General features: G+C 28.9%; 18 protein-coding genes. 2 read left to right on the top strand and 16 right to left on the bottom strand.

Annotation, left to right across the window (positions count from 1 at the left end):
* Positions 1–338 precede the first annotated feature (338 nt).
* From ACQZHJ_RS05615 to ACQZHJ_RS05590, 6 genes are all read right to left on the bottom strand, one after another.
* Entirely contained in the window at positions 339–2,747 is a 2,409-nt protein-coding gene (locus ACQZHJ_RS05615) for a glycoside hydrolase family 2 TIM barrel-domain containing protein (protein WP_430484560.1), read from the bottom strand.
* A 350-nt stretch (positions 2,748–3,097) separates the two neighbouring features.
* Entirely contained in the window at positions 3,098–3,748 is a 651-nt protein-coding gene (locus tag ACQZHJ_RS05610; RefSeq protein WP_430484559.1) for a Crp/Fnr family transcriptional regulator, read from the bottom strand.
* Positions 3,711–3,926: a hypothetical protein gene (locus tag ACQZHJ_RS05605; protein WP_430484558.1), complete on the bottom strand. Its 216-nt coding sequence runs from the start codon at positions 3,924–3,926 to the stop codon at positions 3,711–3,713. The genes ACQZHJ_RS05610 and ACQZHJ_RS05605 overlap by 38 nt, the downstream gene beginning before the upstream one ends.
* 154 nt (positions 3,927–4,080) lie before the next feature.
* A complete protein-coding gene (locus ACQZHJ_RS05600; RefSeq protein WP_430484557.1) occupies positions 4,081–5,781 on the bottom strand; it encodes an FAD-dependent oxidoreductase in 1,701 nt (566 codons plus the stop codon).
* A 43-nt stretch (positions 5,782–5,824) separates the two neighbouring features.
* Complete coding sequence (locus tag ACQZHJ_RS05595) at positions 5,825–6,145, bottom strand: rhodanese-like domain-containing protein (RefSeq protein WP_430484556.1); 321 nt, start codon at positions 6,143–6,145, stop codon at positions 5,825–5,827.
* Between the two features lie 168 nt (positions 6,146–6,313).
* Positions 6,314–7,258, bottom strand: a complete 945-nt coding sequence (locus tag ACQZHJ_RS05590; RefSeq protein WP_430484555.1) for a hypothetical protein — start codon at positions 7,256–7,258, stop codon at positions 6,314–6,316.
* Between the two features lie 443 nt (positions 7,259–7,701).
* Here ACQZHJ_RS05590 and ACQZHJ_RS05585 point away from each other — a divergent pair, with 443 nt between their 5' ends.
* A complete protein-coding gene (locus ACQZHJ_RS05585) occupies positions 7,702–8,910 on the top strand; it encodes an NAD(P)/FAD-dependent oxidoreductase (RefSeq protein WP_430484554.1) in 1,209 nt (402 codons plus the stop codon).
* Between the two features lie 179 nt (positions 8,911–9,089).
* On the opposite strand, the gene ACQZHJ_RS05580 is transcribed toward ACQZHJ_RS05585, so the two are convergent.
* The 6 genes from ACQZHJ_RS05580 to ACQZHJ_RS05555 form a co-directional block, all read right to left on the bottom strand.
* Positions 9,090–9,596, bottom strand: a complete 507-nt coding sequence (locus ACQZHJ_RS05580; protein WP_430484553.1) for a GNAT family N-acetyltransferase — start codon at positions 9,594–9,596, stop codon at positions 9,090–9,092.
* Between the two features lie 286 nt (positions 9,597–9,882).
* The gene (locus ACQZHJ_RS05575; RefSeq protein WP_430484552.1) at positions 9,883–10,368 is read right to left on the bottom strand and encodes a GNAT family N-acetyltransferase; all 486 of its coding nucleotides are present in this window, start codon (positions 10,366–10,368) and stop codon (positions 9,883–9,885) included.
* Between the two features lie 20 nt (positions 10,369–10,388).
* Entirely contained in the window at positions 10,389–10,556 is a 168-nt protein-coding gene (locus ACQZHJ_RS05570) for a hypothetical protein (protein ID WP_430484551.1), read from the bottom strand.
* Positions 10,557–10,587: 31 nt separating this feature from the next.
* On the bottom strand, positions 10,588–11,610 hold the full coding sequence (gene splB / locus ACQZHJ_RS05565; protein ID WP_430484550.1) for a spore photoproduct lyase: 1,023 nt from the start codon (positions 11,608–11,610) through the stop codon (positions 10,588–10,590).
* A gap of 193 nt (positions 11,611–11,803) precedes the next feature.
* The gene (locus ACQZHJ_RS05560; protein ID WP_430484549.1) at positions 11,804–12,724 is read right to left on the bottom strand and encodes a polysaccharide deacetylase family protein; all 921 of its coding nucleotides are present in this window, start codon (positions 12,722–12,724) and stop codon (positions 11,804–11,806) included.
* Between the two features lie 156 nt (positions 12,725–12,880).
* The gene (locus ACQZHJ_RS05555) at positions 12,881–13,228 is read right to left on the bottom strand and encodes a hypothetical protein (RefSeq protein ID WP_430484548.1); all 348 of its coding nucleotides are present in this window, start codon (positions 13,226–13,228) and stop codon (positions 12,881–12,883) included.
* Between the two features lie 353 nt (positions 13,229–13,581).
* Here ACQZHJ_RS05555 and ACQZHJ_RS05550 point away from each other — a divergent pair, with 353 nt between their 5' ends.
* A complete protein-coding gene (locus tag ACQZHJ_RS05550) occupies positions 13,582–14,160 on the top strand; it encodes a hypothetical protein (RefSeq protein WP_430484547.1) in 579 nt (192 codons plus the stop codon).
* A gap of 73 nt (positions 14,161–14,233) precedes the next feature.
* Here the strand turns inward: ACQZHJ_RS05550 and ACQZHJ_RS05545 are convergent, their stop codons facing one another.
* The 4 genes from ACQZHJ_RS05545 to ACQZHJ_RS05530 all read right to left on the bottom strand — a co-directional run bounded on the left by ACQZHJ_RS05545 (position 14,234) and on the right by ACQZHJ_RS05530 (position 21,186).
* Positions 14,234–15,061: an HAD family hydrolase gene (locus tag ACQZHJ_RS05545; protein WP_430484546.1), complete on the bottom strand. Its 828-nt coding sequence runs from the start codon at positions 15,059–15,061 to the stop codon at positions 14,234–14,236.
* A 125-nt stretch (positions 15,062–15,186) separates the two neighbouring features.
* The gene (locus tag ACQZHJ_RS05540) at positions 15,187–16,092 is read right to left on the bottom strand and encodes a D-alanine--D-alanine ligase (protein ID WP_430484545.1); all 906 of its coding nucleotides are present in this window, start codon (positions 16,090–16,092) and stop codon (positions 15,187–15,189) included.
* Positions 16,093–16,347: 255 nt separating this feature from the next.
* Complete coding sequence (locus ACQZHJ_RS05535; RefSeq protein ID WP_430484544.1) at positions 16,348–17,562, bottom strand: M50 family metallopeptidase; 1,215 nt, start codon at positions 17,560–17,562, stop codon at positions 16,348–16,350.
* 240 nt (positions 17,563–17,802) lie between these two features.
* On the bottom strand, positions 17,803–21,186 hold the full coding sequence (locus ACQZHJ_RS05530; protein WP_430484543.1) for an endo-beta-N-acetylglucosaminidase: 3,384 nt from the start codon (positions 21,184–21,186) through the stop codon (positions 17,803–17,805).
* Positions 21,187–21,300 lie beyond the last annotated feature (114 nt).

Below are 21,300 nucleotides of genomic sequence, written 5' to 3'. Positions count from 1 at the left end.
AAAAATATTCATAGGATAATTAACATTTTTATTGCGAATACTAATATTGACCTCTTACTTCTTTTTTACGTGTATTATAGATATTTTCATTTGGCAAGTATTGTCCCTTCTGAAAATCACACAAAAGGATAGACTATAAAACCCACATTAAGGTTATATAGTCTATCCTTCATTTTTATTATTTTATATATTAAATTTTAAGAATTAACTTTAATCCTATTTTATAAAATTACCTATCTTAATAGTTATTAAGCAAGTTAGTTGGAATCACATTACATAAGTAAACATAATAAACAACTATAAGAATACTTACAATATAAAAAATCTTGTAACTTATATTATTTGACTTCTATAGTAACTTCCTCTTCAAAGTACATACTCTTAACCTTTAATTTGCAAACTCCTGCTTGTCCATGAGTTCTAACCCAGAAAGCTGTTGCTCCACCTGAGATTCCAAACTTACTTGGTCCCATTATGCTTAATGGTTCATGAACTTCAACTTCAATAAAGTCATTATTGAAGAACAGTACCTCTCCTAAATTATCTAAAAGCTTAACAACTACTCTTGTAGCATCATAACTTGATTTACTTAATGAAAGTTCACTATCATCTGGAGTAACCTCAAGTCTATCCATACTTCTTAATTCTCCAATCTCTTTTGATGCCACTTCTTCATTATCTATAAATCCTTTTATTAATAAAGAATTCTCTTTATCTCCCCATCCACCAGCTATTCTATAAACTATAGACATTATTTTAAATACTGGTGCTCCTACTCTTTCACTAAACTCTTCAATATACTTATAATCTTCATCAGTTAACTTTGTTAAATTAGCATTTTCCATCTTGTTTAAAGCAAACTGTCTTAACTCATCTTTATCTTCTTCTTTAATTTGTAAATCAGAGTCCATTTCTAATATATGAGTAACCTCTATTGGAGGATGTGGTAAGTTAGGGAATTTTTCTTTGTTTGGATAATAAGTATCTATATATATTTCATCCTTAAATACTTTTATATAATCACAATTTGTAAGAACTGAGAAAGGAAGTATAGCTCCACCATCTCTTTCCCCTTTTGCGCCTAATGAAATTGGTTCTAAAACAACTCCATCTTCCTTTTGGCTAGCATATGAATATGCTGCATATTTAGGGTTTCTAAACATATCAGAAACTCCATGGTAGCAAATCTTATCACTTGAACCAAATGTACTATGAGTATTATAATCAAAAGCACACCATCCAATTGCTCCACTTATTTCATCTAATTTAAATGCTTCATTCATAACTCTTAAGTGTCTATATGCATGCTCAACTCTCTTGCATTCTTGGTCAAAAGTCTTAGTTGGATACATATGTCCATTATACTCAGTTACTAAATAAGGTACCTTGTGAGGTTGTCCAGTAACTTCATCTTGAGTTCTTAATACCTTTTCTCCACCACTATGTATAAAGTCATTCATAGTGTAAACATCTTCTAAGAAATCACTATCTGTTAAATATCTTACTCCACCTGTTTGTCTTACAGGATCTAAACTTTTAGCCATTGCATTAGTTTTTGTGTAGAAATCATGGCTATCTCCAGATTCATTAATTCTAACGCCCCATAAAACTATAGATGGTCTATTATAATCTCTTTTTACCATTTCCTCTACATTCTTAATAGATATAGCCTGCCATTCTTCATCTCCAATATGTTGCCATCCTGGAATCTCTTCAAATACTAATAGCCCAATTTCATCGCATCTCTTTAAAAAGTGTCTTGATTGAGGATAGTGAGAAGTCCTAACTATATTAAGTCCTAAGTCATACTTTAATATATCTGCATCCTTCATTTGAACTCTCTCTGGCATTGCATACCCTACATATGGATAAGCTTGATGCCTGTTAAGTCCTATCAGTTTTATTTTTCTTCCATTTAAGTAGAATCCATCACCCCTAAATTCAGCCTCTCTAAATCCAAAAGTATCAATATATTCATCTAACACTTCTGAGTCTTTAATCAGTGTTACTTTGATTTCATATAACTTTGGATTATCTATATCCCAAAGCTCCACTCTACTTAGTTCATCTATTTCTAACTTTTTAACAACTAGGCCATTTTCTATAGGAACTTTCATTTTTAAAACATCATTAAAGTTATCATCCCCAAATTCGACTACTATCTCAATATCATTTCTCTCTTCTTCAAAGTTATTTATCTCAATATCAAGTTGTAATGTCTTTTCATATTTTAAACAATCATAAGACCTAGCATACAAATTGCTTATATGAATTGGCTCAACTATTCTTAAAGAAACTTCCCTATATATTCCTCCATATGTTAAGTAGTCAACAACATATCCGTGAGGAGGTATATCTGGTCTTTCAGTTGAATCAACTACAACCTTTAATAAATTTTCTTCTCCTAGATTGATTGCCTCTGTTATATCTACTGAAAAGTTAGTGTAACCACCCTTATGTCCACCAACATGTGTTCCGTTCATGTAGACTTCGCAAGCCATCATAACCCCTTCAAAATCTACAAATACTTTTTTCCCATTAATACTATCATCAAACTTAATTTTTTTAATATAAGTAGAAACAAATTGATATGTCTTCTCATCAAAATAATTGTATGGAAGTTCTATATTTGTATGAGGTAAATCTACTCTCTTAAAATCATTAAAATTAAAGTTATTTTCTAAATACTCCTTTTTGTAATCATTTGCATAGAACCATTGATCATTGATATGAACTATTTTTTTCATAAATTCCCCTCCTAAATTTTTACCTTAAATACCATATGAATTTTAGTTAATTTTAGTAAATTATTACTATATATATTATACCTTTTTTCTCTATGAACTTTCTTTTAACATTCCATTTTTTATCCATAAAATATAAAATACTATAAATATTGTTCTTTACGTACATTATACATATAAAGAACAATATTTATAGTATTAAAGTAATTTAAATTAAGCTTTATTTATTTTAACAATTATTACTATGTTTTTTCCATCAAAAATATTAAACATTTTATTCTATTTTAAAGCAGTATTAATTATAAATTTAGTTATAAATAAATACTCACTTAAAATATAGCTAAACACTTTAATTATATATCTTTTAGTAAAGTTATTTTACCTCTTGATAAAGCTAATATCTCTTCTTTTTCCAACTTTTTAAGTTTTCTGCTAATAACTTCTCTAGAAGAACCAATTTCTTTGGCTATTTCATTATGAGTTATGTAAATATTATTTGTATTTTTACTCCTTAAAAAGTTTATAAGCCTAGTATCTAGTGGCTCATGTATTATATTCTCATTTTTATCTATAATCCTTTTAAACTTAGAATATAAGTCCTTATATAGAAATTGTAAGAATTCAGAATCATTGAACAAAAATTTTCCAACTGCATCAGTAGGTACTATAAATATCTCAGAATCTTGAATTGCATATCCTTCTATATTTAATGGAATACAATTCATAAAACATCCTAGAGCCTCATGACATAATTCACCTTTCTTTATTGTGTAAAGATTAGTTTCGTCTCCCTCTTCATTAATTCTCTGTATCTTAAGTTCTCCCCTTATAACAAAAGGAAAACCCGCACAACTTTTATCTTCACTAGATCTTATAAAGGCTCCCCCTTCAAGTTCAATAAGCATTAATTTTTCTTCAAATACTCCATTACTTTTTTCATTTATATCCTTTAAAAATGGATATGTTTCATAGAGTAAGCCAAACTTTTTCTCCATATTTTTCATTAAACCCACTCCTTTTATTTATAATCCAATTACAATTATTCCCATAGTCTATTAATTCAAATGCAGCTCCTATTCCTCCATTAGGTTTAATAAGTAACTTATTTTCATTATAACTCCATTTATTTATAGGTGGAAATGTGCAGTTTATTAGATAATATATTATACCTATAAAAATCATTATAAAACCTACTATTTTTAGAATTTTATTATGTTTTAAATTTATTTAATAGTCTGTGCTAGATTAATACTTGAAAAACTTGATAACATTAATAAAAGGAGGTATCTCCCGAAGAAGATACCTCTAAACCTAATGATTCTGAATCACTTTTAAATTAATTAAAGTTGTATTCTGTAACTATTGGCTCTCTGCCCATAATTTTATCATTAAAGTACTCATATAAAGATATTTCTAAAAAGCTACCTGTTATATTGGTTACATTCTTATATCCTAAGTTTTGTAGAGCTAATGTTGCATTGTAGCTTCTTTGTCCTGATCTACAATGAACATATACCGGTATGTCTTTTGGTATTTCATCAAATCTCTCTCTTAACTGGCTAAGAGGTATATTTTTAGCTCCTTTTATATGACCTCTTTCATATTCATTTTCTTCTCTAACATCTACAATATATGCTTCTGATTCTACTAAGTCTCTAACTTTATCAACATTTACTTGTTTAAATGCCCCTCTTAGAAGATTTGAACCTACATATCCAGCATAGTTTACTACATCCTTAGCAGTTGAGAATGGTGGTGCATAACAAAGCTCTAAATCTCTTAAGTCATCTACTGTTGCTCCAAACTTAATAGCAGTTGCTACAACATCCACTCTTTTAGTAGCATCTCCTTTGCCGATAGCTTGTGCACCTAAGACTTTACCTGTTGGTATTTCATAAATTAACTTAAAGTGCATAGTGCTATTTCCTGGCATAATTCCAACTTTATCTGATACAGCTATCCTAACTATTCCATACTCTATATCCATCTTTAAAGCTTTGATTAACCCTTCATTTAAGCCCGTTGAAGCTCCATTAAAATCAAATACCTTAATAGCTGACGAACCAATATATCCTTTATTTAAAACTGGCATTCCATTTATATGGTCTGCTACATTTCTAGCTTCCTTTTGAGCTGGTCCTGCTAGTGAAATCTTAGCTTTTGAATTAGTTAAAACATTATATACTTCTATAGCATCACCTACAGCATATATATCATCATCTATAGTTCTATAGTTTTGGTCAACTTTTAATGCTCCAGTTTCTCCAATCTCTAAATTAGCTTCTTTTGCAAGCTCAGTTTCTGGTGAAACTCCAATTGCCATAACAACTGCTTCTGCATTAATCTCTTTTCCTGACTCAAGTAATACCTTATTCTCCTCAAAAGAAGTAACTTTATCAGAAACTATCAGGTTTATTCCATGGTCATATAATTCCTTATGAAGAATTTGCACCATGTCATAATCAAAAGGTTTTAATATTTGATCTGTAGCTTCTACTAAAGTTACATTATATCCACCTTCTTTTAGATTTTCAGCAGCTTCTACTCCAATATATCCTCCACCAATAACAGTAACATCTTTAACACCTTTAGTTTTTATAAAAGTATTTAGTCTATCAATATCTACAACGTTTCTTATAGTAAATACATTGACCTTATCTATTCCTGGTATATTAGGAACAATTGGTTTAGCTCCTGGAGATAAAACTAACTTATCATATGACTCAGTATAAACTTCACCTGTGATTAAATCTTTAACTCTTATCTCATTATTTTCTCTGTTTATAGCCATAACTTCATTATTTACTCTAGCTTCAATATTATATTGTTTTAAAAACTTTTCTGGACTCATAAGAACAAGTCTACTTGCTTCTCCTACAGTTCCACTTAAGTGATATGGAAGTGAACAGTTTGAAAATGATACATGAGGCCCTTTTTCAAACATTATAATTTGATCCTCTTCACTATGTCTTCTTAATCTAGCAGCCACAGAAGCTCCTCCTGCAACTCCTCCAACTATTAAAATCTTTCTTCCCATAATTAATTACCTCCGAACTTATATTTAAATACAACATAAATAACTACTTAATTTTACTTCCAACATATGAACCTATTCCACCAGATACATTAACAACATTATATCCTGCTCTGCTTAAAGCACTTGTTGCTCTTGAACTTCTTCCACCTGATTGGCACATTATATAGTATTTCTTATTTTTATCTAAATATTTTTCTGGATTCCCTAAAACCTCTCCCATAGGAATATTTTTAGAGTTTTTTAATGCTCTAGCTTTATATTCATAAGGTTCTCTTATATCAATTAAATTAACCTTTCCTAACATAGAATCCATATCATTTACATTTATACTCTCTACTTTATTTTTTCTTAAAAATGAAAACATACTTATTCCTCCTTTAGTTACTTCTATTTCAATCCGTTATTAATCAACAATTTATATTATTAACAAAAATCTATTATTTATCTTATGTGATTATTATAACTCTAAAAAGAAGATAATTATGTGACTAAGTCACACAATTATCTTCTTTTATATAAAATAATATTTAATCTAATTTATATTTTCTATAATACTATCTATTTTATCGTTTAATTCTCCAACTCTTATATTTATAATATTTTCTCTATCTTCTAGTTTAATCGCTAACCCTTTTAATTTATCTTGGAAAATTTTTATTCTAGTTAGAGAATCATTTATCTCTCCTTGTATTGACATATCTGTAAATATATTATCAAAGAATATATCTAATGTATGAGAAAAACCACTTATATTAAGACTGTCTCTAAAAATATCTGTATTTAAATCACTTAACTCCTTATTTAGCCTTTCAACAGCATATCCTAATCTGTCCATATCACTTTTAGCATCATCAATTCTATTATGTTTAATTACAGAAGAAACTAATCCTCCTCCAACCATGTCATATATTCCCCAACCATGAGCACTATCTAAGGAAGCTTCTACATCTTTACTTAAAGATTTACAAGTATACACTTCATTTAGCGCCTCTGAAACTTCTGTTTTTTCGCTTAATAAATCCTTTATCTGTTCTTCTAGAGCTATTATTTCATCTCTAACATTAAAGTTTAATTTCTTTATTAAATCTCTCTTTTCCTTAACAAGCTCCTTATACCTATTATCTATATCTCTTAAATAACCTAGTCTTTCTATTGTCTTTTCAACATCATTTCTTAAACTCTCTACACTACTCTTAAAATAATCATATTTTGACTTTGCTTCTAGATATTCTTTTTCCTCTTTCTCAATCTTCTCTTCCTTATTTCTTAAAACACTTGCAATAAAATTTGAAAAAGAAAGTGATTTTAGTTTTTGAACATCCTTTAACTCCTTAGCTAAATTCTTTTCTAAAATATATAACTCTTTTTCTTTTCCATCCAAATCAGCTCTTAGTGAAAATAACTTCTTTTCTAAAGTTTCCTTTAGTATCATATCTTCTCTACATTCTTTGATTTTTTCGTTAATATCTTTAATCATAAACTTTATATTGCTTAGATATATTCTTAAAATTATCTAAAACAATATACCCCCTTTCACCTATAAATTTTGAACTCTATTCTAAATTAATTTTTATTATTAAACACTAAATTTAATTTAATAAATATGTAATAAAACATACATTATTCTTAAACCTCTTAAACTTATAGATTAGTTATTATTATATAATTTTAGATAAAATATAACATACAAACATTACCATGTAAATATTGGTAACAAAAAAATATTTATATTATCCCTTATTAAGCTTATGTCTTATGCACATAATATAATATCTACTTTTAAGCAAATTATTATAAGTAACTCTGTCTAATTTAAATGATCTGTTTTAAACTAGTATTGATTCTAGATAGAACTCTAGATCATATTAATTAGCAATTTAGGATTTAATTATACATAATTTTAAAATATGGAGGTGCTTTATGAAAAAACATATAGTCAGAGGAAATCCTTACTTTTCAGATATAACTAAACCTAAAACTTCATATCCAATTTTAGATGAAGATATAACAACTGATGTACTAATAGTAGGTGGTGGAATAACAGGTCTTTTATGTGCTTATTACTTTAACAAAAATAATGTTAATACTACTATTGTTGAAAAAAATAGACTTGCAATGGGCTCAACATCTATAACTACATCATTATTACAATATGAACTTGATGAATTATTATCAGATATTGAGAAGAAAATACCTTTAAAAACATTAATAGATGGATATAAACTTGGCACTTGTGGATTAGAAGAGATTCAAAATATTGTTTCTGAACTTGATATTGATTGCGATTTAAAGCTTAGAAATTGCCTTCTATATACTGATGATAAAAAAACTGTTCCTAAATTAGAATATGAGTACAAAATTAGAAAAGATAATAAATTCCCAGTTGAATTTTTAAATAAAGATGATAAAACTAGATTTGAATTCCCTATGAAAGCAGGTCTTCTTTCTATAGGAGGTGGACTTGAATTAAATCCTGTTAAACTTGCCTATGGTCTTGCTAATAACCTTTCAAAGAGCGGTGTTAAAATCTTTGAAAAAACAGAAGTTTTTGAGGTTAATCATTTAAATGAATGTGTAATAGTTAAAGCTTGCGAAAATACAATTACCTGTAAAAAACTAATAGTTGCTACTGGATATGATATTTCATTATTTACTAAGGAAAAATTTTGCACTCTATACACGACCTATAATATTGTAACAAAGCCTATAAAGGAAAATTTCTCTTGGGAAGATCACTGTTTAATAAGAACTACAGAAGACCCATATATCTATTTACGTACAACACCAGATAATAGAATAATAATAGGTGGCGAAGATACTAGATTTATTCCAGAGGTACTTGAAAATAGTGTAGCAGAACTAAGATATAATAAACTTGAAAAAAGACTACATGAGATGTTTCCTAATATAAACTTTAATGTTGAATTCAAATATAATGGTTTATTTGGAGCTACTAATGATAATCTGCCTTATATAGGACCAGACCCTAAGAATAAAAACATCTGGTATTGCTTAGGATATGGAGCAAATGGAATACTCTTTTCAACAGTCGGTTCTAAAATTTTAAGCGATTTATATTTAGGAAAACTTGACGAAAGAATTTCACTTATACAAGTAACAAGAAAGTAATTAAATTTAAATTAGGCTTTATTCTAAACTAGTGTTGATTTTAGGTAAAACTATAAGGGCATCTTAATAATTAATTTAGAGTTTTATCATATAGGAAAAAATAATAGAAACTCTTTGCGAAATTAAGTAACTCTGAAGTACTCGCTAAAATCAACACTTACTTAAAACAAAACTTAAAATTAATATTTTTTAAATTCATAACCTAATATATCTACAGTTTCCTCTTTATCTAATTTCTTATTATAATTTTTTCTAAGCTGTATTATATTTAAATGGTCAAAACCACACTCTTTATATAATTTTAATGCACTAGTATTTCGAGGAATAACATCAACAAACATAGCTACAATATTCTTTTTGATCATTATCTCATCTAATCTCTCTAAAGCTGTTTTTCCTATCCCTTTTTGTCTATAATCATCTAATATAAATAAGTCCTCTAGCCAAGCAACTTCTTGTCCACCAAACTTAACATACAAAAAACCCACAACCTTATTATCAAGATAAATATTATATATAGTACCTTCGTGCACCCACTCTTTTAATAATAATTCTGATTGCTCATCACTTTGCCAATACTCTTTCGGTGCATTAGTTAATCTTCTATGATAATTCATAAGTTCAGTTATCATATGTACAGTTTCTTTCTTAGTTTTATCACTAAATTCAAAAATTCTTACTTTCATAATATCCTCACTATTTAACATATTCTTTATACCATTTCGGAATAACTTCTTCAAAATAATTATAATCTTCTAAAGCTACTCTTCCTCTTTTTTGCATATCTAAAACCTCTTCTATTCCAAAAGAAATCGCCCATGTTATTGATGTTAAAGATGAATATGCAACATATACGGCTAATATATCCCAAAACTCTTTTGGTGGATTATCGTCAAAATACCCATCTATCTGCCCAACAGAAAATGGTATACTTCTCTCTACACATAGCTTTTCCCCTAATTTATATTCAGCCTAATATCTAGTTACACTAAATGTTCTTAATTCACTATTATCTTGATTTAAAGGTTCATCACTAATCATTCCTAATTTCTTTATTAGAGCAATAGATTTCTTATTATCCGTCACTACTTCTGCAACAACCTTATTTATCCTCATTTCATTGAATGCATAATTAAATATTTCTTTGCTTATTTCAAAGCAATAATTTTTCCCCCAACACCGCTTGTCTATTATCCATCCAATTTCATAAACATCCTCATAATCAAATTTATGAAAAATAATATGCCCTATAATATTACCTTTATTCTTATCAATTAAGGCATAAATTAGAGGATTTGAACTAATCCCATATTTCTTTATAAAATCTTTTGATTCTTTATATGTAAACGGAGCTTCAATATATTTCATAACATCACTATCACTTAAATATTCTAAAGCCCCCTTTAAATCCTCATAATTAAAATTTCTCATAACTAATCTTTCAGTCTCTATATACATGTTATATCCCTAATCCCCCCCTATTTTAAAAGTAAATTTTGATACTTCGCTAACAATCCCAATATTAAAATCAAAAATGCTAATAAACCAAGTTTAATTTTAACTCTTGTCTTTTTCTTTTGTTTTTCAATAATTTTATCTATTCCTCTACTACCATCTCTAATCACTTTGTCAGGAATAAATGCCATAACTACCTCCTCTTTTCACTCCCCATATTACTTATATTATATATTTAATTCCACTTATAGGAAATCTCTTTTCAATTTCTTCTGTAAAGAATATCTTTATTTCTTGCATATCTTCTTTTGTGTAGACATACTTTCCATATCCAAACTGACCATATTTAAACTTTCTTTCATCTTCATTCATTGGAAGTGTTGTCTCTGGAAATATTTCAAGAATTCTATTTTTAGCTTTTATAGTATATCTATGACTTATAACTTCAAATCCTAAATTCTCATCTTGCTCTATTGGTATTTCTTTTCTAAGTACATCTAAAAGTTCTCTGTAGTCATCCTTCCAATTCTCATATAAAAAAACTGGTGCTATTATAAAACCTAATGGATATCCTGCCCTAGCTACCTTTCCTGCTGCCTCTATTCTTATTTTTGATGATGCAGTTGAATGCTCATATTCTTTAATAACCTTATCTGTGTTTATACTAAACCTTATCTCTGTATGTCCATTATGCTCAAGGCTTAAAAGACTATCTACATCATTATATTTTGTTACAAATCTAAATCTAGCTAAATCCTCTTTTCCAAAATACTCTATACATTTAGCTAATGAATGAGTATATGGTTCAACTGGAATAGGATCTGATGTTGCAGCTCCTTCAAATATTGTTATATCAGGCTTTCTTTCATTTATATACTTCTCTGCCTGCGCTAAAATTTCATCAATATTGACATGAACTCTAACAAATGGTTTATCTCCAAGCTGTGTATTTAAATAACAATATTCACATTGACCCATACAGCCTGATACTAAGGGAAGTTGATAATGAGCAGATGGCTTACAACTTTGAAACTTCATGCTTTTCTTAACTCCAACTACTAGCGTTTTCTTTCCTTCCCTATATTGATCATGAAGATTTTCTCCTGGAATAGATGACTTTACTCTATTTGAATTAAGTTTTATAATTTCAACGCTATCATTATCTTTAAATCTTCTATAAATTTCTTTTCCTACCTCATAATCCAAGGCACCTTTTTCAAAAATCACTCTTTTCGGAATAAGCATATATTTTATCTAGCTTAACATTTTTTAAGCTAGAACCTCCTCTCTAAAACATATAAAATTATTTCTTAGTATTCCCAATTCATATAAAATTATATTGAAACATAGTCTAAAAAATAAAGAGTCTTAAATTATAGGCTTGTACATGTTATGTACAAACTTATATTTTAAAACTCTTCTTTATTTATATTAGGTATTAGGCTGATTTTATGCTCTTAAATTCAAAGCCCTTTCCTTTTAAATATTCTATAATTTTTGGTAATGACTTAACAGTCTCCTCTTTACCATAAGTATCATGCATTAAAACAACAACACTATCTGCTTTATCTCCTAATAGCTCTACGCTATTTACAAAGTAGTTATATAGTTCATCAGCATTCTTTTTTTTACCTTCCGCATCACCATTTAATGCATTCCAGTCTATATTTTCTATACCTGTTTCAACCATTTTTTCTTTCATTGGAGTTCTGTCTTTCCAAGACCAATATCCACCTGGGAACCTAACAACCTTAGTATTAAAATCTTCTCCCAAAACACTTTTCATAGCCTCATTAGTCTTATTAAATTCATCCATTATGTTAGAAACATTCATACTTCTATTTGGATAAAGATATCTATAATCATGGCTATATGAATGATTTCCTATAGCATGTCCCTTTTCAGCTATCTCCTTTAATAGATTTTTTGATTCTTCATTCTTTTCTATAGATTTTCCCATAACAAAGAATGTACCTTTAACTCCATACTTGTCCAAAACATCTAAAACATTTTGTGTATTAGTTGTTGATGGACCATCATCAAATGTTAAATATGCTACTTTCTTTCCATCTGTTCTTACAGGGTATTTAAGTGTACCTTTTAAAAGCCCATTTGTATGCTCTGATACAACTTTAGCATCTTCTGCATTAGGATCATCTTTAAGTGCTAAGTATTTAACACCACTAGAATCACTTTCTTTCTTTTCCATTTCTTTATTGTTAGTTACATCATCACCTTTAGCAACACTTACACTTTCCTCAGCATTAGCTTGTACAGTTTTTGAAGAACCACACCCCACTAAGGCTCCCATACATATTAATGTTGTTAAAGCTATTAGTACCTTTTTATATCTTTTCATTTGTCCCCCTCCGATTCTTTAGTTACTATAATAGATTGTACACAAACTTTAATACCTAAAAAAAACAAATTAGAAACAAATAGTTTAAAATTCAACTAAAAATTTATATAAATTTAGTTAAAAATAAAAAATAGAAAGCTACTTAATTTAAGTAGCTTAGATAGATGCCCATGCCATGTAATAATCATCTTCATTATCTTTGTTAAAGTTAACTTTTATAACTTTATAAGAATCATCATCACAGCAACAAGTCATTTTATTGCCATATTCATCATAAGTTCCATTCTCATAATAATCTTTTAGTGAAACAAAGTCATACCCTAAAGAATGTACTATTTCTCCTAAATTCTCTACTCCATTCCCTTTTATACCAAGCTCTTTTATTACATCGCATTGGCACTCATCACATAGTGTCATAGCGTATAGGTTTAGTTCATCATCATAAAGAACTAATTCCACAGTCCCATTTTTATTTAATAAATTTTTAAGTTCATCTTTGAACATGTGCTACTCCCCCTCAAATATAAACAACTTTATTATATTTATATCCCGTAAGTAAAGATTTCATACATAATAAAATTATGTACTATAAAATTTATTATACCCTTCAGAAAATGCTCTATCAAACCGCAATAAATTCCTTAAATCTTTGAAAAATATCAATATCTCACCTTTCCTTAAAATAGTTTACTTTTATACTATTTTACTTATTTGTAATCTTAATAATAAAAAATCTTAACTGCAACACTAAACAAACAAAAATTTAATAGAATATTAACCCTTCCCACTTTCCATATTATTGAATTTTTTCATTTATATTGATTTAATTAATGTATAGATTATTTTAAGGAGGCTATATGAAGAATTATAATATTTCGCTAAAATACAAACTTATACTTATTGCTCCATTTGTATTATTCCTATTGTTTTATGGTATTATATACATGGATAAATCTAATAACATATTTGTTGGTGATCCTTTCGGCAAAGGTACTGATAGATACTGGGGAACAGATGTAAGAGTTGAAGATGTTCAGAACTTTGAATTTAATAATAAAAAATTTAATATTGTCTTAAGCACAAAACAAGGTGATGAAAATTATAAATACTTGAATGTATATGAAGAAAAACTTGGTGGGTTGTATTATAAATGTATAAGAGCCTCTGAACAAGGCGAAAGTGAAGCATTAATTAGTTTTTCCAAAGTGATTCTTGAAAATAATAAAACTTTTACTATAGCTTATGGTGATAATAGAGATTTAAAAGTTAAAAGCTGTGAAATTGGAATTGTAGATAATCATTTTAGTGATTATGATATAAGATTCCAACTACCTGAAAAAAGATTTTTCATTAAAGTTTTTGATGGAACTTTTAATGGTTTAATAACAGCAACATTACAAGATGGAAGTACTAATGTTGATTATTTCATTGATTAAAAATTAGATTAATATAAAAAGTGGACAATACTGTTTGTCCACTTTTTATATTTCTACAAATAAATAACTGCTATTATTTTAATCTTTCAACTAAAAACTTAACAACAGCATCTTCATTGTTATTTCCTATAACTTTAGTTGATATATTTTTTAATTCATCACAAGCGTTATCTAAAGCATAACACTCATCAGCTATTTCAAACATTGGAATATCATTTTCTCCATCACCAAAAGTTATAACTTTGCTATGATCAACATAGTCTGCTAAAAACTTTATTCCATTTGCTTTAGATGCATCTTTATTGAAGACATCTAAGAAAAATGCACCTTCATTATATATGTCTTTATAACAACTACCTGTTACCCCATCAACTTCTAATATCTTTGCAAACATCTCTCTAGCTATCTTTTCATTATTTTCAAAGAAAACAAAGTTTATTATTTGATTATCATCTATAACATCTAAATAATTGTCTACTTTTTTAAATGTCTTTAATGGTTTATTAAATCTGTCTTTATAATATTGCTCTTCAAATTCATATGTAAAGTCCATATGATAAACCCATAAATGGTCATCTTTTATTCCATAAAGGAAAAAAGTCTTATTATAACCTTCCAATATTTCAATTACTTTCTTAACACTTGCCTTATCTATTTCCTTAACGTCTATGTATTTATTATTTTCAATATCATAAATAATGACACCATTCATAAGAACTACTGGAGTCTTTATTTCTATTCCGTCTAATATTTCAGAAACAGTAGCAGGACTTCTTGCCGTTGCTATAGCAAAATTAACACCTGTATTTATAATTCTATTAAGTTCCTTTTTTGAATAATCTGATATAATTTGATCTTTATTTAATAAAGTACCATCTAAATCTGAAACAAATAAATCCATTGTACCCCTCTTTTCATATGCATAAATATTATTGTCTTTTTAATTAATATACACTAATAATTAGAATTATTCAAAATAACCCTAAATCACATAATTATATTATACATGACTTAGGGTGTAGTTTCTTAATTATATTTTCTTAATGAGGTTTCTATAATTAAATCTATGAAATCTGAATAACTTATTCCTCTTTCCCCAGCACTTTGAGGGAATAAGCTTGTAGCTGTCATTCCTGGTAAAGTATTTATTTCTAATATATAAGGAATTCCTTCTTCAGAAATTATCATATCTACTCTTGCATAAACTTCACATTTTAAAGTTTCAAATGTTTTTAATGCCATAGATTTAACTTCATTATATAGAGAATGCTCTAACTCTACCGGTAAATGTTCAGCTCCATTTTCTGAATATTTCTGCTCATAATCATAAAAATCTGTTTTGGCTTTTATCTCAAGAATAGGGAAAAGTTCTCCATTAAATATAGGGCAAGTAATCTCTATTCCTTTTATAAACTCCTCAATCATTACCTCTTCATCATACTTTAATCCCTCTAAAACAGCTTTTTCTATATCATCTTTTCTATAAACCTTAAATGTTGCAACACTTGATCCACCACTATTAGGCTTAACAAAAACAGGATATCCAATTTTCTCAATCTTATCATAATCTATATCTTCTACTGATTTAACTGTAGTCCAATTAGCAGTTCTTATGTTTTCATCTCTTAAAAGCTTCTTACTTAAATTTTTGTCCATACATAATCCGCTACTTAAAGCACCACATCCTGAATATGGTATGTTCATAATATCTAAGAAAGCTTGTACTGTACCATCTTCTCCAAACTTTCCATGTAATGCTAGCAAAGCAAAGTCTAATCCTTTTACTTTCTCTATAATATCACTTTTACTATCTATAACTATTTTACACACATCATATTTTTCTTTATTTATGTGATTAAAAATTGATTCTCCACTTGCTAAAGAAACTTCTCTCTCAGAAGAAATTCCTCCCATAATAATTCCAACCTTCATGTTACAATCCTCCAATTACAGTATTATATTGTGTTCTAATCAAGTATTGATTTTAAAATATCTTTAATATATAACTAAAAATCAACACTCACTTAAAATGTAACCTACTATTATTATAAGATTTTCACATAAAAAGGTAAGAACCACTATGACTTTAAATTTTCATAGTAGTGGTTTACCATTATGGAATATTAACCTAAATTCTGTACCTATTATAGTGTAAGTCCTAAATCAATTTAGCCTTTAATTACTTATTTAATTAGTCATTCTCCACTTAAAGATTTTCTCATTTATACTCTCTTCAATTTCATAGTACTCATCAAAAATGCTCCATATTGGCCATTCTTCAGAAGGTTTAATATTTCTCCTATCAGATAAAAACTCTCTATTATCACTTATGCCAAATAAATGTTCACACTGCTTTATATGATAATCTACAATCTCATTTTTCTTATCATTATTTAACGTCTCACTAGCTTTATCATACAACAATTTAGCTCTATGATATTCTCCTTTTTCAATGGCTAAATACTCTATTACAGAAAACAATACTACTTTTGCACCTAAAAACTTATGATTTAATAATACATATGGATTATTTTCAAAATATTTTATATAGTCCTCTATATTGCTTAAAATATCACCTTTATCAGATAAAGTTATGCTTAAAGAGTTTCCTATGACTCCCAATGTAAATATGTTTAAAGATTTACTCTCAAACTCTTCTTTAATATACTCATTAAGCATTGTACTTAAATAGCTCTCCTTAGACTCATATTCTCCCTGCATAGTTCTATACTGCTGAAGCATAATAGCCATGAATTCCTTATCCTCTTTGCACATTTTATAAGCTGGGAAATCACCAATAGCAAGTTCATTTTTTATTAAACAAGACAAAGCCAAGAAACTATTTATAATAAATAAAGAAATAGTTATAAATAAAAAAACTCCTTTTAAAGTACCATTAGAAGAAGTTATTCCTATTAAGAAAGTTATTAACCCAAAAACTACTGGTATTAATATTGTTACTATAGGTGCAGCTATGATTGAATTAGCAAAAGATTTTTGATAGTATTTTAACTCCTCCTCACTTTTTATCTTTGGAATATAAGGTATAGCCACTCCTCCTCCAAGCATTACTGAATTGAATCTAAATCTAAAACTCCACTTTCCATTTTTCTTTATAAATAACAAAAACATTATATATAAAGCTCTCATCTTTATTCCATTTCTTATAAAAGTAATGAAATGTCCTAATTCATGTAAAGCTACTGAAAATATGTATGCACCTATAAATATCCCTATTTTTATCCATAAAGAAATACTACTAGTTAATGTTTTAATATTAAAAATATCCTTACTATATACTAAGAATATAAAAAATCCTAAGACTCCAAATAACACTCCTATTATTAGTTGAATTAAAGTCTCTTTCTTTTTTGAATATAAATCACTTTTTCCCCTACTCATTTTCCCTCCTAAATATAAACACTACCTAAACTACTTTCTTCCAATATAATTAAATTCCTTCAAAATTTATTAAAGTTCAAAGAAATTTATCTTTTAATAGATTTATAATAAATTAAAAATTCAAATTCTTTTAAATAATTTAACTATACATTGATTAGACTATGTTTTAAGAGATATTAATAAAAAAAGATATTAATCATTGAAAGTTGATTAATATCTTTTTTATTAAGTTTTAAAATCCTATCTAGCTGTTCTTACTGTTAGAGGCTGTTTTCCTGATGTTTTTCCTCCTGAATATTTAGCTGCTACCTTAAAGTTATAAATTGTATGTCTATTTAATCCATCAACCTTTAATTCAGTAGTATCAGCTGAAAGTTCTCCTACTTTCTTACCATCCTTATAGATTATATATCCATCTAATCCATAACTATTCTCTGGAGCCTCCCAAGCTAAAGTTAAACTCTTCTTCTGAACATCTAAAGCTCTAAAGTTTTCAGGCTTACCCTTGCCTATCTCCATTTCTATTTCACCAAATCCTGAGTATGGAACTTCAATTCTTCTAGCTTTTTTACCTTCTGACTTTATTTCTAGTGATAATACCCCACCTTCTGGATTTACAGGTATTCTTTCTAATCTAGCAGTATCGTCACCTTTGGCTACTGGTACACTTGACTTATCTGGGAATACTGATGAAGCATCTGTGAATATACTTACTACATCACCTTCCTCTAAATCCTCTATTTCTAAAGTACCATAATTAGGGTTTACCTCTTCCATTCCTGGCGCTTTATAAGGACTTAATTCAAACTCTTCTGGAGCCTTTGAATATTCCCAATCTTCTCCCTCAAAGGCAACACTCATTCTTAAACTCTCTTCTTTTCCCTCTTCAGATATTCCATAGTAAACTCTTCCGCCTTCTTTTCCTAAGTCTAATCCTTCAAATTGAACTTCACCATCAACGTTTATAGTTCCTGTTGCAAAAGGCATTTCCTCATTTAATGCCTTATAAAGGTTAACAGTTTGTCCTTCTTTACCTCTAGTAACTAGAACAGTATCATTGGCTCCTTTGTTATTATTAGCATATACAAATCTCATAGGTATTTCTTCTGTTTGATCCACAAAAGTATCCTCATATAATTGGAACTCATATATTCTTATAGCTCCCCATGGTGAGTTACCTGAGTCATCTATTCTTAATCTTAAATGTTGAGCTGTTATTGGCTCTTTAAGATTTCTATCTGTAATAGCCTCTTCATTTCCTGTTACAACGTCAACCTCTTGATAAGTTTGTCCTCCATCATATGAAACTTCTAAGGCAAAGTCGTTTGTATTCATGTCTTTAGCCTCTCCACCAGCCTCAGCATGTTTAACAACCCATCTTTGAATAGTTCTTGGCTCTTGTAGGTCAATTGTTAACCATCCATCTTTAGCTCCAGCTGCACACCATTTACTATTATTATCGACTTCTCCATCAACCGCCTTAAGTCCTGGCTCTGCTGCTCCCTCTGCACTTGTTTCAACTGGCATGTTTAATGCAAAGTTAACAAACTCTTTCTCTTCTGGGATTTCAGTAGCATCATGAGGAATTCCCCAATTAAATGTTACTCTCTCTCCCTCTCCTCTATTGTGATTTACATCAACTGGAACTACTTCTATATCAAATGACATTTCTTCACCATATCTATTAAACTCTTGAACATAGTAAGCATCATTTGGAGTTGCTCCCATTAACTCTTTTGATCCATCTGGCTTAATTCTGTAGATTTCATAGAATGCTAAATCTGCTTCATTTCCTTCTTCTAATCCTTCCCAGTATATTCTAGCCTCTGCACTATTTGCATTATGAACCATTGTTTCTTCTAAAACAACATCATTAGTTTTTAATCCTTTATTATTTGCAGCAGTTTCTTCTATAGATATTTGTCCTACATTCATTTTAAAGTTTTCAATATCTTCAGCACTTTCAAACTTTAATGATATTGCAGAAATAGTTTTTCCAACATGCTCACCTAAAGGTATTTTAACTTCAGTCCAAGCTCCATTACTCTCCTTAGTTACATCAAAGAAAGTGAAGTTTTCTTCATCATAAGTCTTTCCAAAACATAATCCAACCTTCATGTTAGGTGTTGATTCTGTCTTGTAGACAATTGATAATTCTGTTGAGTCACTTGCAATAGCTAAATCTGTACTATAAAGTTTTACGTGATTTGGATTTGCAGCCTCTAAATTACCTTCAACCTTTAATGAACTTCCTCCATTGTAAGCAGTTGTAAAATCAAAGTCTGGTGATAGTTTAGAACCATTAGATTCTACTATCCATCTCCAAGTTGGTAAGTAATCCTGCATTGCTCTGTTATTCCACTCTTCACCTCTTGAAAGTAAGCCATCTATATAATAATCTTCTCCATGCCCTAAATTAAAGTTAGTTACAAATGGCAATTGATTTATTGCTGATCTATCTGGAACATAGTTAGCTAGTCCAACCCAGTCTTGCTCTGTATCAGATTGTGATGGATCTCCAGTAGGTCCTATCCAGAATTTTTGATCATGCTTATAAAAATCATACACATCTTTAGCCATTGAGAATGTAGAGTTTGGAGTGTACATTGCTAAAGAAACTCTAAGCTTTCCATCCTCATCTAATAAATAATCATCATTAAATGGTGTATTATACGCATTTTGTTGAACATCTAATCCTGCATAAACATCAAATGGACTTCTTCCTAAAGCTGTTGCCGTATTAACAGTTGTTTCTATTTTCTCTGGTGTCCAATTATAGTTCAAGAAGAACTCATCAGTTGTTCTATTCTCTCCATTTTGGAAGAATGGAGCATTCTTATCATTTAAAGCATCTTGCCATCTTACATTTCCATCTACAGTCATAGAATCATACCAACCTATAACCATATTAGGAGCTTTCTTTTTAATATATTCAAGCATTTCTATCATAGTATCTGCATCTTCTTTTACACAACCATATGACTCTTGGTTAAAGAAATATCCATCAAATCCATAATACTCTGCTATTTCAATCATCTTATCTGCTACTGGGAAATTTCCATTCTCATCTTTTTGAAGGAATGCCCTTACTTGTTCTACATATCCATCTCCAGGTCCCCATGGGAATCCTATTGTAGCTAAAACAGGAACTCCATTCTTATGAGCATTATCTACTACGTCTGGAGTTGGTAATGCAAATATTCCTCTACTTGATCCTCCCCAATAAACATATGAGTTTACATATTGCCAATATGAAAATACATAAGCATCCATTGAATCACTACCTTGTGATGGAGCCTTGTCCACATATGGATTAGTTAATGCAACATTCATTATTTTAGCTTCTGGATGAGCATTTTCATTTACTATGTCTCCCATAAACCTATCTTGAAGTTCAATACTTGCTCTATTGTACTTTGCATCTGGATCACTTTCTGGATTCCAGTTTAATAATGTCTCAATACTGTAAACCTCTCCTAACGGCGCTAGTGATTCTTTTTGGTCGTACGGAATATTAGGTGAAGCTTTAACTTCAACTCCTCCAAAACCAAATAATGAAGTTGTTACTGATGCCATACACAAAACTGCTAGCAAACGTTTACTCATGATACCTCTTTTTCTCATTTCTTTATCCCCCTATAAATCTAGTTATTTAATTATGACTTTATATGTATATGCACTAAAACTCTTAAATATTCCAAAAATCCCAAAAAAATTTTCAGAAAAATTTAAAACTTG

It is taken from the genome of Clostridium sp. B9, from assembly GCF_050509515.1.
In the GTDB taxonomy this organism is placed as follows: domain Bacteria; phylum Bacillota; class Clostridia; order Clostridiales; family Clostridiaceae; genus Sarcina.
This window is presented reverse-complemented; position numbering and strand designations above follow the sequence as displayed.

Bases quoted from the DNA above. Each gene is read 5' to 3' on its own strand.
- ACQZHJ_RS05615 (WP_430484560.1), bottom strand. From the start codon at position 2,747: ATGAAAAAAATAGTTCATATCAATGATCAATGGTTCTATGCAAATGAT.
- ACQZHJ_RS05610 (WP_430484559.1), bottom strand. From the start codon at position 3,748: ATGAAAAATATGGAGAAAAAGTTTGGCTTACTCTATGAAACATATCCA.
- ACQZHJ_RS05605 (WP_430484558.1), bottom strand. From the start codon at position 3,926: ATGATTTTTATAGGTATAATATATTATCTAATAAACTGCACATTTCCA.
- ACQZHJ_RS05600 (WP_430484557.1), bottom strand. From the start codon at position 5,781: ATGGGAAGAAAGATTTTAATAGTTGGAGGAGTTGCAGGAGGAGCTTCT.
- ACQZHJ_RS05595 (WP_430484556.1), bottom strand. From the start codon at position 6,145: ATGTTTTCATTTTTAAGAAAAAATAAAGTAGAGAGTATAAATGTAAAT.
- ACQZHJ_RS05590 (WP_430484555.1), bottom strand. From the start codon at position 7,258: ATGATTAAAGATATTAACGAAAAAATCAAAGAATGTAGAGAAGATATG.
- ACQZHJ_RS05585 (WP_430484554.1), top strand. From the start codon at position 7,702: ATGAAAAAACATATAGTCAGAGGAAATCCTTACTTTTCAGATATAACT.
- ACQZHJ_RS05580 (WP_430484553.1), bottom strand. From the start codon at position 9,596: ATGAAAGTAAGAATTTTTGAATTTAGTGATAAAACTAAGAAAGAAACT.
- ACQZHJ_RS05575 (WP_430484552.1), bottom strand. From the start codon at position 10,368: ATGTATATAGAGACTGAAAGATTAGTTATGAGAAATTTTAATTATGAG.
- ACQZHJ_RS05570 (WP_430484551.1), bottom strand. From the start codon at position 10,556: ATGGCATTTATTCCTGACAAAGTGATTAGAGATGGTAGTAGAGGAATA.
- splB (WP_430484550.1), bottom strand. From the start codon at position 11,610: ATGCTTATTCCGAAAAGAGTGATTTTTGAAAAAGGTGCCTTGGATTAT.
- ACQZHJ_RS05560 (WP_430484549.1), bottom strand. From the start codon at position 12,724: ATGAAAAGATATAAAAAGGTACTAATAGCTTTAACAACATTAATATGT.
- ACQZHJ_RS05555 (WP_430484548.1), bottom strand. From the start codon at position 13,228: ATGTTCAAAGATGAACTTAAAAATTTATTAAATAAAAATGGGACTGTG.
- ACQZHJ_RS05550 (WP_430484547.1), top strand. From the start codon at position 13,582: ATGAAGAATTATAATATTTCGCTAAAATACAAACTTATACTTATTGCT.
- ACQZHJ_RS05545 (WP_430484546.1), bottom strand. From the start codon at position 15,061: ATGGATTTATTTGTTTCAGATTTAGATGGTACTTTATTAAATAAAGAT.
- ACQZHJ_RS05540 (WP_430484545.1), bottom strand. From the start codon at position 16,092: ATGAAGGTTGGAATTATTATGGGAGGAATTTCTTCTGAGAGAGAAGTT.
- ACQZHJ_RS05535 (WP_430484544.1), bottom strand. From the start codon at position 17,562: ATGAGTAGGGGAAAAAGTGATTTATATTCAAAAAAGAAAGAGACTTTA.
- ACQZHJ_RS05530 (WP_430484543.1), bottom strand. From the start codon at position 21,186: ATGAGAAAAAGAGGTATCATGAGTAAACGTTTGCTAGCAGTTTTGTGT.